Here is a 13,162-nt window from a genome sequence, read left to right as displayed (position 1 = left end):
AATGTTTATAAGAAAAGAGGATATATACTCATATATTGAACGTAATATCCTCTTCTTAGTTTAGTCTATTTAAAATCTATTTCAAAATGGATTCTTTTTATTTATCGTAAAATATTGGCTTGTAGGTATTATTTATGAACCTTTATTCCAAAGCTACATTATCATACGATCTGTTGTACTGTATTGCGGTTCTAATGCGTAGTATCTTTGATAACCTCAATAATTTCACGTAATGGATTTTAAAATTTAGCTCATTGCCATGAAAAAATTAATGCTGTAATTGTTTTTCTTTTTCTTGCAAAAAATCCAATTGTTTCTTAATGTAAGGATGTAGAAGGATGAACAAGAGAGGGTTTAATGAAGATGATACATATTTTATTAGCTGATGATGATAAACATATTAGAGAGTTATTGCATTACCATTTACAAAAAGAGGGCTTTAAAGTTTTTGAAGCGGAAGATGGAAAGGTAGCGCAAGGCGTTTTAGAGAAAGAAAATATTCATCTTGCGATAGTAGACATTATGATGCCGTTTGTTGATGGCTATACGTTATGCGAAGAAATCCGGAAGTATCATGATATACCTGTTATTTTATTAACTGCAAAAGATCAGCTAGTAGATAAAGAAAAAGGATTCATTTCTGGTACGGACGATTATATTGTAAAACCGTTTGAGCCAGCTGAAGTCATTTTCCGTATGAAAGCATTATTGCGTCGTTATCAAATGCTTAATGCTGATATTATTACGCTGCACGGTACAACAATTGACCGAAAAGGGTTTGAAGTGAAGTGTAACGGTCAGACGATTTTGCTTCCATTAAAGGAATTTGAATTATTATCACAACTTGCTAGTTATCCTGGAAGAACATTCTCGAGAGAAGAGTTAATTGAATTAGTATGGGGAATGGATTTTGAAGGAGATGAACGAACAGTTGACGTTCATGTGAAGCGACTGAGAGATCGTTTTTCAAAACGAACAGATGATTTTCAAATTACGACAGTACGCGGACTCGGTTATAAGTTGGAGTTGAAATAAAATGAAATCACTATATTCTAGATTTGTTTTTATGACAGTCGGTATTATGCTTCTTAGTAGTATTATCGGTTTTTTATTAACGAACGTATATTATCAAGTGAAGTTAAAACCGTACAATAGTGAAAAGATTTTAATGTATGCTAAAGAAGTAAAATCATTATATGAAAAGCAAAGTGAAGAGAATAAAGAGGCATACTTACAGTCTATTGCGAAGTTAGGGTATGAAATTTATATTGTAGATGACGAAAATCATGGAAAGCGTATTGGGAATGCGTTTCGTAAGATAACAATTAGTGATGATACCGTTCATAAAGTATTGCAAGGTGAAACGTTTAATGGCGTTTCCACATATCCAACGCGCCTCTTTATTACAGGATTTTTTGATAATGAATTAATTAATAGTGTCGGTGTACCGCTAAAACACGATGATAAACAGTACGCTTTATTCATTCGCCCTGATATTCAGCAACAATTTGGTGAAATGAGAATTTTTCTAGCGGTATTACTTGGTTTCATCGTTGTATTAAGTATCATTTTTATAGCGATCGCAGCAGGGTATATTGTTCGTCCTATTCGAACATTTACGAAAGCGACTCAAAAGATTGCAAGTGGTGAATATGATATCGAATTAGATGAAAATCGAAAAGATGAAATTGGTACACTAGCGACTAATTTTCAAAAGATGACAAAGAGCATTAAAGAATTAGACCAAATGAGACAAGAGTTCGTTTCTAACGTTTCTCATGAATTCCAATCTCCACTTTCTTCGATACAAGGTTTTTCGAAAACATTACAATCGGAGAATATGAGTGAAGAGGAAAGAAAACGTTACTTGAAAATTATTGAGGGTGAAAGTAAGCGGATGTCTAGTTTATGTAAACAGTTACTTACGCTTGCTTCTTTAGATAAAGAAGAGAAGGTTTTACAGATAAAAGAATTCAATCTGCAGAAGCAAATTAAAGACGTCATTTTTATGCTCGAATGGAAATGGCGTGAAAAAGATATAGCTGTTGAATTTGATGTACCGGACATATTTATAGAAGGTGATGAAAACCTACTACATCAAGTATGGAGTAATATTTTTACGAATAGCATTAAGTTTTCAAACGATGGCGGGACGATTGAATTTGTTGTAGAAGAATTAGAATCCGGTATTGTCATTTCTATATCAGATAACGGAATCGGTATGGAAAAAGAAGAAATGGATCGTATATTTGATCGTTTTTACAAAGTAGATACGGCAAGGGCAAGAAACATAGAAGGTAGTGGTTTAGGGTTATCGATCGTGCAGAAAATTGTTGAACTTCATAATGGAAACGTTTCGGTATATAGCACGAAAGGGGAAGGGACTACTGTTCAGGTGGAGCTTCCGAAATAGATGGAAAGGAAGAGGCTGTTTTTAGAACAGCCTCTTCTTATTTTTGTCAATTGGTCAATATATTATCACTTACGTGTAAAGTGATAATATATTGACCAATTGACAAAATGCGAGTCATTCTATTTCACAATTGGGTCAGTTTGTGGAATAAGATTAGCAGGAAGTTTATTTAAAAATGTAGAATCTCTACAGAGTTATAAGGATTTTATTGAAACTTTAACTATTTAGGGAGGCGATTACTTTGAAACGAATTGACTTGTTATTAAACGTACTAGATTCCACATTCGATAAAGAGAGTTGGTATGCACCGTTTAAACATGCTATAGAAGGACTTACAGCCGAACAGGCTATCTGGAAACCATATGGAGAGGCAACTAAAACCATTTGGGAGAACGTTAATCATCTCATTTATTACAAAGAGAGACTTGCAGCAAACTTGGAAGGCCGTGAATGGATACATAATCTCGACGGTGATGAAACCTTTTATCTTACCAATCAATCTAATGATGATAAGGAATGGAAGAAAGTCGTTGAACGTTGTGAAAATGCCCAACGTAATTTAAGACAGGTATTGAGTGCAATTTCCGAAAAAGAGCTTGAGCAAAGTTCACTTGAGGGTAAATTACTAGACATCATGCTTCATGATGCTTATCATACAGGCCAAATTATGCAATTAAGAAAAATGCAGGGATCATGGCCATCAAATCGTTGAATGAACGTTTTAGTTCTTCCATTAAAGGGTGCTATTTTTGAATAAAACTTAGGTTTTCAAACGACTTTATTGTTATATTTTTAGTGTTGTGAAGTATCTTGCATCCAAAAAAAACAGGCATAACCCCGTCCTAAATTTAGAACGGGGGTTAGTTATGGAGGAGAAAACATTAAATAATACACCATTTTTCGGTAGTGAAAAATACAATGGATTTGGTGGACTGTTGAACAAGTTTGAAACTTATATAATGTTAAATTCGTCTAATCTTATAAAGGTAAGGTGTGTAGCTAATGAAAAGAAAATTTTTCATGGCATTTACAGTTATATTGTTAAGTATTTCACTCGCAGGGTGTGGCAAGGCTGATATGGAAGGAATTATTTTAGAAGTAACAGAAAATGAGATATTACTTTCAGAGAATCTTTCTCTGGACAAGTATGAAGATATAAAAAATAAATCAATTTCAGAGATACAGGGAGAGGAAAAGGGTATTCCTTTAATTTATTTAGCATATGACAATACAGAGGAATGGTCAAAAGGTGATGAAGTAAAAGTATGGATTGATGGAGATGTATTTGCATCCTATCCTGGGCGAGCTAAGGCTAACAGAATTCAATTTAAAAAATAAGTTCTCAACAATCGAGAGTAATTGTGAAACAGAATGTAATATTTAGAAAGCTCAGGATTCAAATCTGAGCTTTTTTGTGATGGTTATCTATACTGTTAATTCATACTCTCTTAATTATATCAGACAATTTAACCGTTAAAAGTTAACCAATAGCAACAATTTTTACGAAAACAGCCTAAAATTAAATAACTTTATTATCTCTACAAATTACGGATTACATGATATTTTCTATTTGCTATAAAGCCGCACCTTTCCCGCGCTCTTCCTTAAAGCGAAGCTCAAAAGTATCCGCTGTAATTTCATCAGCTTTCGGCAATGAACGTAATTTCGGATGAAGTAGCCATACGAGAGAAATAAATAAAATTCCGATGCTAGCGAGCGCGAAAATGAGTTGGCTACTAAATACATTTGCGGTGTATCCGCCAATTAAAGAGCCGAACGGCATAGCGATTGTACCCATGCTTCGTGTGACTGAATTGATGCGTCCAAGATATTGATTTGGAATTACAATTTGACTAATTGTCGCAAATAATATGTTGGTCGCACCAATTGGTATCCAAGCTAGGCCGAATAAAAAAATTGATAACCATTGAAACGGTACAAACGTAGAGAGAAACCAAAAGAAAGCGCTAGTCGCAAAGCTAATAATGGAGACATGGCTAATATTATGTTTACCAACCCATGAACTGAATAGTGCTCCAATTAAACTACCGGCGGATATAGCGGCTAAAAAGAAACCGTATAATTTAACCTCTCCTAAAGAATCGGCGAAAGAAGGGAGTATTGCCATCGTCATACCGATTGAAAAATTAGCGACAACTGAACCGATTAAGAAAACGCCCATTAATGAACGAAAGACGATTGAAAAGCCTTCTTTTAAATCAGAGAAATATTGCTTAGTTGACAGTGATGTGCCTGTTTCGGTTTGTTTCGGCATTTTTAATGAAAAGAACAAAAGGGCGGTAATCGCAAATGTAAAAGAGTCTATCACATATAAAGTAATTGCGCCAAGTAGTGCTACTAATATTCCAGAAAGAGTCGTGCAAATTAAATCAATGCCTTGATAAGCAAAGGAAAAGAGTGAGTTTCCTTTTAATAATTGTGTTTTATTCAGTAGAAGTGGTAAAGCTTTTGATTGTGCGGGATAGGCGAATTGCTCGATAAAGGCTACGATTGGCATAATGATGAGTAGTAGTTGGACTGTTAGTAGATCGAAGTAGTGTGTAATAGGAATGATTAATATAAGAATGCATTGCAGGACTTGTGTGATTACAAGGGTGTTTTTGATTGACCATCTATCAACGAATGGACCGGTAAGAAATTGTAATGCAGAAGGTAATAATGTAAGGAAACCAGCCAATCCAGAATAAAAAGGATTACCACTCAGCTCATATACGAGCCACATCGCTGCTACATAATACAAACTATCTCCTATGTTTGTAAAAATTCTCCCTAAAAATAGTAAGAGGAAATTACGGTTTTTTAATATGTCCACTTTATCTACTCCTTTATAAAAAATTTATTCGGTAAAATAAATTTGACCGTTTATGTAAAAAAAAATCGCATTACGATTTTTCTTCTTTTTTTACAAATTGCTGCATTGTTCTCTCAGCGATTTGAAGTGCAGTAGTAGAAATATAATAAGCTTTACTATTTGGATCTTTATCCGCACTTTTTGTGATTTCGTTTAATTCAGCCATTAATTCATGAAACTTTTTCACCCACACTTGAAATTGTTCTGGCGTAGCATCAAACTCCCAACAAGATGAAACGTAATTCCACTCAGCTGGGTCTTCGCTTACTTTCCGTAATGTAAAAGCTTCTTCTGGTGCAGCGAGAATATGGCTTTTCGTTCTTTCCGTCATTTGTAAAAAGATTTGGCGACCTGATTCGCTTAATATTTCTAAATGAGGTAATAGGTCCGCGGCAGGGGTGAAGCCTCTAGCGACAGATTGATAAAACTTTTGAATGATGCCATTCTTTTCTTCTGTATAAACAATCTCTATAAAACCATTCTTCTCTAATTCTTTTAAATGATAATGAATTTTAGCCCTTGGAATGCCGAATTTCTCAGATAGTAATTGTCCTGTATAAGGACGTTCGCATAGACGCATCATCATTTCGACACGTAGTGGATCGCTTATTGCTTTTAGTTGGCTATAAGTAGTTAGTGTTAACATGGGCTTCAACATGATCAACTCCTTAAATAAAATTACTCGGTCAAGATTATTTGACTGAATTGTATCAAGGATTTTAATTGTTTTCAATACTTTCTGAAAATTAAATCTTACACTCTGTAATCTTCTGTTCATATTCCGTTCATATTTCTTTTTTATGATAAGTGCATAGAAAGAAAGAGGAAGGAGCGAGCGAAATGTTTTTAGCTCTGCGTGAATTAAAACAATCAAAATTAAGATACGGATTAATCGGACTTATTATGGTGTTATTATCATTTTTAGTTCTTGTTATTTCAGGATTAGCAAATGGACTATCATATGATAATGCTTCATCGATTCAAAATATGGAGGCAAATAAGTTTGTATTAGCAGATGATGCGGAAAATAAATTACTTCGTTCACAAATTAAGAAAGATGATGTAGATAACGTAGTAAATCAAGTAGGCGAGAAAGAGGCCGTTCCGTTTCGTGTGAAAGTTTCAACGTATGAAAAGAAAGATAGTTCGAAAAAAGTGGATGTTGCTATTTTCTCAAGTGAACGTGATTCATTTTTAGAACCAAACATTGTAAAAGGTGAGAAATTAGGTACAGCAAATAACGAAATGGTTGCTGATGAATCAATTAAAGAAAAAGGAATTGATATTGGGGATACAATTATTGATCCTGTTTCAAAGAAAGAATTTACAATCGTTGGATTTACGAAAGATCAAATGTTTAGCCATACACCAGTCGTTTATGTAAATGAAGACGTATGGGGTGCTATTTCACAACCAAACCAAAAAGATTATAGTGCAATTGCGCTGAATACAGATAAAGAAATTAAAAATGCACATGTTATCGACAAAAAAGAAGTACTGCAAAGTATTCCAGGATTTAAAGAAGAGCAAGGAACATTAACGATGATCATTGCGTTCTTACTTGTTATCGCTGCGTTACTGATCGGTGTATTCTTCTACGTAATTACATTGCAAAAAACACAGCAATTAGGTGTACTAAAAGCAATCGGTACGAAAAATTCTTATTTAGCAAATAGCTTAGTCGTGCAGGCGTTATTCTTATCAGTCGTTGCGATGGTAATCAGTATTGTTCTTGTACAAGGATTAGAACAAATTTTACCAGCGGGTATGCCGTTCTTATTAACAACACCGATGATTGCACAATATGCAGCAATCTTTATCGTCATTAGTATTTTAGGAACACTTATTTCGTTATATCAAGTATTAAAAGTTGATGCATTAGAAGCAATTGGAGGCGGGATGTAATGACTTCATTATTAAAATTAGACAAAGTAAGTAAAGTGTACGGAGAAGGGAATACAGAAGTAACAGCCCTTCATCCGATGTCGCTTGATGTGAAAGCTGGAGAATTTATCGGAATCGTCGGTCCTTCTGGATCAGGGAAAAGTACGTTATTATCAATCGCAGGTGCTTTACTATCACCGTCAAAAGGGGATATTTACATTCGTGAGCAAAATATTACGAAGTTATCAGAAAAGGAAATGACAGACATTCGTTTGAAAAAAATCGGCTTCATTTTCCAGTTCGCAAATCTTGTTCCATATTTAAATGTAAAAGAACAATTGCTTTACATTGCAAAGTTAAAAAAAGACAACAAACAAGAATCGGAAAAGCGTGCGGATCACTTGCTAGCAGCATTTGGATTATCTGAAAGAAAAACTCATTATCCAAATCAACTATCGGGCGGGGAAAAACAAAGGGTAGCAATCACTCGTGCTTTCATGAACAACCCAGATTTAATATTAGCGGATGAACCAACTGCAAGCTTAGACTCAAAACGCGCACGTGAAGTTGTGGAAATGATGAAACGTGAAGTGAAAGAAAGTCAAAAAGCAGCAATTATGATTACACATGATGAAAGAATGCTTGATGTATGTGATCGTATATTGACGCTTAGAGATGGGAAGTTAATATAAAGAAAAAAGGCCAACCGTACATATATGTGCAGTTGGCCTTTGTATGATTATTTTAAAATAGATATAATGGCTTTATTTTGAGAATAACGTTTTAATTTTATTTCGTGTTATTAATAAAACCCCGCCTAATAGAGATAACATACCTAAAGCCATATTATTTGATTCTTCACTACCAGCGTTAGGAAGTTCTCTAGCATTGTTTTTCGCTGGAACAGTAGAAGGTGTAGTAGTAGTGTTATTATTCACTGTCGTTTGTTTTGGTTGTGATACTTCATTAATTTTGTTATCTACATTTTGCTTTGTTGTATGTAACTCAGCTAATTTGTCATCAATTTTTTTCTCAGTATGTTTAAAATCGTTTATTTTAATATCTAAGTCTTGTTTTTTCTTTGTTAAATCGTCTGAAACAGTTTGTTTCGCTTGTTTCATTTCGTTTATTTTATTTAGTAAATCTTGTCTAGCTTCTTGTAACTCAGCTAATTTGTTTTTCACATCTTGTTTAGCTAGTTCTAAGTTAGATGAAAGACTATCTAAATTGCCTTTAATTTTCTTAAGTTCTTCTAATGTGTTACCTGTATTCGGTTTATTTTCTTTAATTTCAGCAAGTTTGTCCTCAGCGGTTTGTTTCGCTTTCTTTAACTCAGCTAATTTGTCATCTACCTGTTTTTTTACTTCCTTAAGCTCATTAACCTTTGCATCGATATTTTCTTTATGCTGCTTAATTTCATTCACTTTTTCATCGACAGTTTGTTTATGTTCTTTAATCTCATTAACCTTTTCATCAACAGTTTGCTTATGCTCTTTAATTTCAGCGATTTTATCTTCGGCGATTTGTTTGTCTTGCTGAAGTTTTGCATCTAACTCTTGTTTATGTTGTTTAATCTCGCCAATTTTTTCATCTGCAACTTGTTTACGTTCATGTAGTTCATTCACCTTTGTATCAACATTTTCCTTAACTTGGTTAAGTTCATTTAATGTTTGATCCACATTTTCTTTGTGCTGCTGTAATTTCGCATCTAACTCTTGTCTATGTTGCTTAATTTCAGCTAAGCGATCTCCCGTACTTTGCTGGGGAGTAGCATCAGTTACTTCCGCATGAGTAGAGTTTGCGCCAGCAATCATTGCTAAAGCTAGTGTAGACGCAGCGATTGTTTGTTTTGTTTTCATATTTTTGTACCTCTTTTCTTTCATATGCATGAGCTGTTTTGTGTAAAATTGAGCATATAGAAGTAGATTATTTTATTATTATATACCATGTTCGGCGCCAAGAGGAAGTATTTGCATAAGAATCTATGATTATGTGATTCTTATAGTCTCTTATTTTGGGATAGGGGACAAATCTTCAGCAAGATGAACAATTTCTTCTATAGTAGATTTTACATCTTTACTATCGCGAATAACAAACAAATAATCAGCCTCATTTTCTACAGGATCTACTACATCTTCATGTTGAGATTCAGCCTGTTGCCGAACGAGTACTTCTTTGAAACTGGAATAGTTACCTCTAAATATATTTATACTTCGTTTACTACGAGCTACTCTTTCATAAAGAATATCATCTGGAATGTCAAAACGAACGAGTATGCGTACATATTCCTCTTCCTTAAACAGCTCATTCAGCAAATAGATCCGGCCGTTTCGGCTTCTATTTGAGTTGCAAATGATAAGGTGTAAATTTGTATGTTCTTTTGCATAATCAACAATGAATTTCGAAAGAGCGTGCTTAAATGTATTAGGGCCTTCAGTTGGCTGTAATTTTTCATAATGCGTGTTAATAAATTCTGCTTGGTTATCTTGATCCATAACGAAAGAGTGGGGTAACTTTTTTTCTAGTTCTTTAGCAAATGTTGTTTTTCCACTGTGGGTTTTTCCTACTGTAATAATGACTAATCGTTTCATATTGGCCTCCATATGTATTGTTATAATCTGGAATGTTCGGTGTGAATCGACAATTTTCCTGCCGAAGAAAATACAAAGTGGCTGAGTAGTAATGGGCTGAAAATTTCACCAAAAAACTTATTTATCCAATAATTCCCTAATGTGAAAAGTGTGATGTTGTCCTAACTCAAATGAACTAAAAAATATTCTGTTTAGAAAGGGAGCGGCAATGCTATCGTTATTGAAATATATTATGAAAATGTTCCTGGTGAAAAGGAGGTTTAGAACAAATATTAATAATAAAAGGGTAGGAAACATATACCCTTTATAGTTAAATACAGCCTTTCATAATCTATGTTGAATCAATTGGAAAATTCATGGGAAAGTGTTATGGTTTATTTGGGAGCTGCACATTATTTATGTTCAGTAAAAAAGGGGGATTAAAGTGGGGGCTAAAATTTTTAACGGCAGGCATATAGCCAATAGCAAGGATCAAGAATTTGTTGTTTTTATTATTGGTATGCGTATTAATAACCTATTAAAATATTGGAAGTGGATACCAGTTTTTAATGCTATGGGACCTATGATTAAAGAATTGTATCAAAATCCACAATGGGGTTTCTTACATACAGAATTCTTATTTAGTTGGAGAAAAGTAATCCTAATTCAATACTGGAAGGGATTCGACGAATTAGTAAACTATGCTCACGGAAAAAATCATTCATATGCTTGGAAATCATACAATAATAAGATTAAAGATAATGGGAGTGTCGGTGTTTTTCACGAAACCTATCAAATAGAAAAAGGTGCTTCTGAAGCAATCTATGTTAATATGCCAAAAACAGGTTTATCTAGAGCTACCGAACACATACCGGTATCTCAAGATACTAATACTGCTCAAAAAAGAATGAATAAATAATTCGGAAAATTGAGTATATAATTCCGATGTTCCTGCCGGAGAATATACAAAGTGTCGGAGTGTTAGCAGGCTGAAAACTTGACAAAAAAACTTATTTATGCTATAATTTACCAATATAAAAATAAAGTGTATAATAGGGTTCTCCTGGCCAGGGGGACCCTATTTTTGTTGTGAAAATGAAGGAGTGTATGTGCGTGAAACAAGGTGAATCAAGTGTAACATCGTTAGTATCAGCTTTCGGAAGGGCATATCATAGAGGAAATGGACCATTAACCCAAAATTAAAGTAGGGTATAATCCATAATAGTCACCTTATTCTTTTCTTGTTTTATTTTTATAGTATCAAAAACACTTCTTATAGATTCGGATTTGGTTTTATCGTCTATTAAGTGCCAAATACTTTCCAGTTTGTTTATTTGATCCCGAACAAATTCGGCGTCAACATTTTCCTTACATGATGTCAAATCTCTTTTTAATTTCTCTTTCTCATTTAGAAGGGAGTTCATTTTTTCATTGTATTTACTTTTATTGATATCTCCTTCTATATATATATCACTCAATCTTTCTATCTTACTGTCTAAGTGTTTCAGTTCACATTCTATATCGCTTTTAATATCTCTGGAATCTAATTTTATTGTAGTATTCTCAAAAGACCCTGAAATGTATTCAGCAAAAGCTTTGTCAACTTGCTCGGCTCTAATTCGCTTTCTGTTAGTGCAATTAATATTTTCTCGTCCGTATACACAACGATAGTAACGATAATAATAATCGCCGTATTTAGCTCTATCGCCCCTCATTGCCCGTTGACATTCGGGACAAAGTACAATTCCACTAAACGGATAATAAGAAACGCTTCTCGATCTTGTCTGTGCTTTATTACGTTTCGTTAATATTTTTTGAGTCGTCTTAAATTCTTCTTCACTTATTATAGGTATGTAACCTTCATTCTTGATCGGAACCCATTTGTTATTAACCTCCATATATCCGCAATAGAAAGGGTTGTGCAGTATTCTTTTTACCGCCGACTGTCCAAACTTATTATTCCGCCTAGTTTTAATACCCTTCCTGTTTAATTCTACGGAAATCTTAAATAGTCCCATGGTCTTGGATAGCTCATATATATAGCGTACCATTTCCGCTTGTTCTTCAACTATTTCAATTGATTTATTACCACTGCATCTATAACCGTATGGTGGATGCCCTGTTGAAAAAACGCCGTTTTCTCTCAACTTCCCAAATACATCTTTTATTCTCTCCGAAATCGTCTCACGTTCCCATTGTGCGGTTGTTCCCATCATATTCAATATCATTCGTCCTGTTGCGGTAGTGGTATCTACAGATTCTGTAGCGCTTTTGAAAGCTATTTCATTTTCTTTTATTGTTTCTAACATTTCGTTTAAATCTTTAACTGATCTAGTAAATCTATCTAATTTGTATACCAGTATTACATCGAATTTATCAACATCACTGAACATTCTTTGTAATGCAGGTCGATTTATGTCTTTTCCGCTAAACCCATCATCAACATAATCCTCAACAACTTCCCAACCTTGAGAAGTTGCAAAGGATTCAAGTCTTAATTTTTGATTCTCTAAAGAGAATCCTTTTTCCGCTTGTTCATCTGTAGAAACCCTTCTATATATAGCACATCTCATTAGAAATCACCAATAACTTTCTTTACACGTCCAATTATCGAAAATAGTGTTTTCCTATCATCTATAATATCTTTTTTATAAATTGAATCTAATGTTATTGAATTTCCATCTTTATAAATTCTTCTTATAAGAACTTCATTATCTACAGAAACAAGAGCCATATCTCCATTTTCTAAACTTGATGTTTGCATTATTAAAGCTTTATGACCTTCAAATATACCAGGCATAGAATTATCTTTTACATTTATATAGAAGAAATCACCTTCACTAATCCAACTGAAAGGCGTATCAATATATTCAATAGGATCACTAAATGAAGTTGATCCAAATTCGCTCTTTATATTGTCATATACAGGAACTTTTTTAATCCCAATTACTTCAATAGTTTTGGATTCATCTAATTCAACAATTTCAGACTTAGTAACTCCTAATGCATTTGCTATACGTTGTAGGGCAACCATCGGTATTATTGTTTTTCCGTTAACATAATTACTTATAGTAGAACGTTTTATACCAGTATTATCAGATAAATCAATTTGCCTTAAACCTTTCCTTTTCATTAGAGTTTTAATGTTTTCGCTCATCTTTTTCGCCATCATATCATCGTTGGCAGTTTTGAAATTCCTAGGCATAGTAAATTTCTCCTTTGTACTTAATTGTTATTACTTTGTTATTACTTTGTTATTACGTTATTCATTATATAATAGAAATAACAATAAAATCTATACCTTTCACCCATAAAAATGAACTTTTTACCCAAAAAATTAAATAAATTTGGACAAAAAGTATTGCATTTGATTTTTTTGCATGGTAAGATTACTCATGTAGCAGAGGTGAACAAGTGTTCGCA

13 protein-coding genes and 1 pseudogene are annotated in these 13,162 nt (G+C 33.7%); 8 read left to right on the top strand and 6 right to left on the bottom strand.

The genetic code is table 11. The features are described from left to right. Window positions 1-357 precede the first annotated feature (357 nt). The 4 genes from NSQ08_RS14630 to NSQ08_RS14615 all read left to right on the top strand — a co-directional run bounded on the left by NSQ08_RS14630 (window position 358) and on the right by NSQ08_RS14615 (window position 3,751). On the top strand, window positions 358-1,035 hold the full coding sequence (locus NSQ08_RS14630) for a response regulator transcription factor (protein ID WP_002033085.1): 678 nt from the start codon (window positions 358-360) through the stop codon (window positions 1,033-1,035). Between the two features lies 1 nt (window position 1,036). Beyond that, entirely contained in the window at window positions 1,037-2,413 is a 1,377-nt protein-coding gene (locus NSQ08_RS14625) for a sensor histidine kinase (protein WP_340776288.1), read from the top strand. Window positions 2,414-2,654: 241 nt separating this feature from the next. Continuing rightward, window positions 2,655-3,125, top strand: a complete 471-nt coding sequence (locus NSQ08_RS14620; protein ID WP_201031407.1) for a DinB family protein — start codon at window positions 2,655-2,657, stop codon at window positions 3,123-3,125. 290 nt (window positions 3,126-3,415) lie between these two features. Further along, the gene (locus NSQ08_RS14615) at window positions 3,416-3,751 is read left to right on the top strand and encodes a DUF3221 domain-containing protein (RefSeq protein WP_016120496.1); all 336 of its coding nucleotides are present in this window, start codon (window positions 3,416-3,418) and stop codon (window positions 3,749-3,751) included. 235 nt (window positions 3,752-3,986) lie between these two features. On the opposite strand, the gene NSQ08_RS14610 is transcribed toward NSQ08_RS14615, so the two are convergent. Together NSQ08_RS14610 and NSQ08_RS14605 are read right to left on the bottom strand one after the other, a co-directional pair. Next, entirely contained in the window at window positions 3,987-5,246 is a 1,260-nt protein-coding gene (locus NSQ08_RS14610; protein WP_340776279.1) for an MFS transporter, read from the bottom strand. Between the two features lie 70 nt (window positions 5,247-5,316). After that, on the bottom strand, window positions 5,317-5,943 hold the full coding sequence (locus NSQ08_RS14605) for an ArsR/SmtB family transcription factor (RefSeq protein WP_340776276.1): 627 nt from the start codon (window positions 5,941-5,943) through the stop codon (window positions 5,317-5,319). A gap of 182 nt (window positions 5,944-6,125) precedes the next feature. On the opposite strand from NSQ08_RS14605, the gene NSQ08_RS14600 reads away from it, so the two are divergent. Together NSQ08_RS14600 and NSQ08_RS14595 are read left to right on the top strand one after the other, a co-directional pair. Continuing rightward, on the top strand, window positions 6,126-7,190 hold the full coding sequence (locus NSQ08_RS14600; RefSeq protein WP_000477763.1) for an ABC transporter permease: 1,065 nt from the start codon (window positions 6,126-6,128) through the stop codon (window positions 7,188-7,190). Further along, window positions 7,190-7,861, top strand: a complete 672-nt coding sequence (locus NSQ08_RS14595) for an ABC transporter ATP-binding protein (protein ID WP_002142440.1) — start codon at window positions 7,190-7,192, stop codon at window positions 7,859-7,861. The genes NSQ08_RS14600 and NSQ08_RS14595 overlap by 1 nt, the downstream gene beginning before the upstream one ends. A 72-nt stretch (window positions 7,862-7,933) precedes the next feature. Here NSQ08_RS14595 and NSQ08_RS14590 read toward each other — a convergent pair whose 3' ends face one another. Next, complete coding sequence (locus NSQ08_RS14590) at window positions 7,934-9,058, bottom strand: LPXTG cell wall anchor domain-containing protein (RefSeq protein ID WP_340776268.1); 1,125 nt, start codon at window positions 9,056-9,058, stop codon at window positions 7,934-7,936. Window positions 9,059-9,178: 120 nt separating this feature from the next. Further along, on the bottom strand, window positions 9,179-9,772 hold the full coding sequence (locus NSQ08_RS14585; RefSeq protein ID WP_181150778.1) for an AAA family ATPase: 594 nt from the start codon (window positions 9,770-9,772) through the stop codon (window positions 9,179-9,181). A 412-nt stretch (window positions 9,773-10,184) separates the two neighbouring features. Here NSQ08_RS14585 and NSQ08_RS14580 point away from each other — a divergent pair, with 412 nt between their 5' ends. Further along, entirely contained in the window at window positions 10,185-10,658 is a 474-nt protein-coding gene (locus NSQ08_RS14580; RefSeq protein ID WP_340776261.1) for a DUF4188 domain-containing protein, read from the top strand. Window positions 10,659-10,846: 188 nt separating this feature from the next. After that, window positions 10,847-10,912 (top strand): annotated as a pseudogene (locus NSQ08_RS14575) (methyltransferase); the annotation flags it as partial. Window positions 10,913-10,938: 26 nt separating this feature from the next. On the opposite strand, the gene NSQ08_RS14570 reads toward NSQ08_RS14575, so the two are convergent. Together NSQ08_RS14570 and NSQ08_RS14565 are read right to left on the bottom strand one after the other, a co-directional pair. After that, window positions 10,939-12,312 carry a recombinase family protein gene (locus NSQ08_RS14570; RefSeq protein WP_340776258.1) on the bottom strand — a complete coding sequence of 458 codons (1,374 nt, stop codon included), beginning with the start codon at window positions 12,310-12,312 and terminating at the stop codon, window positions 10,939-10,941. Further along, complete coding sequence (locus tag NSQ08_RS14565) at window positions 12,312-12,944, bottom strand: LexA family protein (RefSeq protein WP_340776256.1); 633 nt, start codon at window positions 12,942-12,944, stop codon at window positions 12,312-12,314. Before NSQ08_RS14565 ends, NSQ08_RS14570 begins: the two co-directional genes overlap by 1 nt. Window positions 12,945-13,162: the final 218 nt, after the last annotated feature.

This window comes from Bacillus sp. FSL E2-8887 (genome assembly GCF_038007205.1).
Taxonomy (GTDB): Bacteria; Bacillota; Bacilli; order Bacillales; family Bacillaceae_G; genus Bacillus_A; species Bacillus_A mycoides.
Note: the sequence above shows the minus strand (reverse complement) of the source record. Positions and strands in the feature narration are given on the sequence as shown.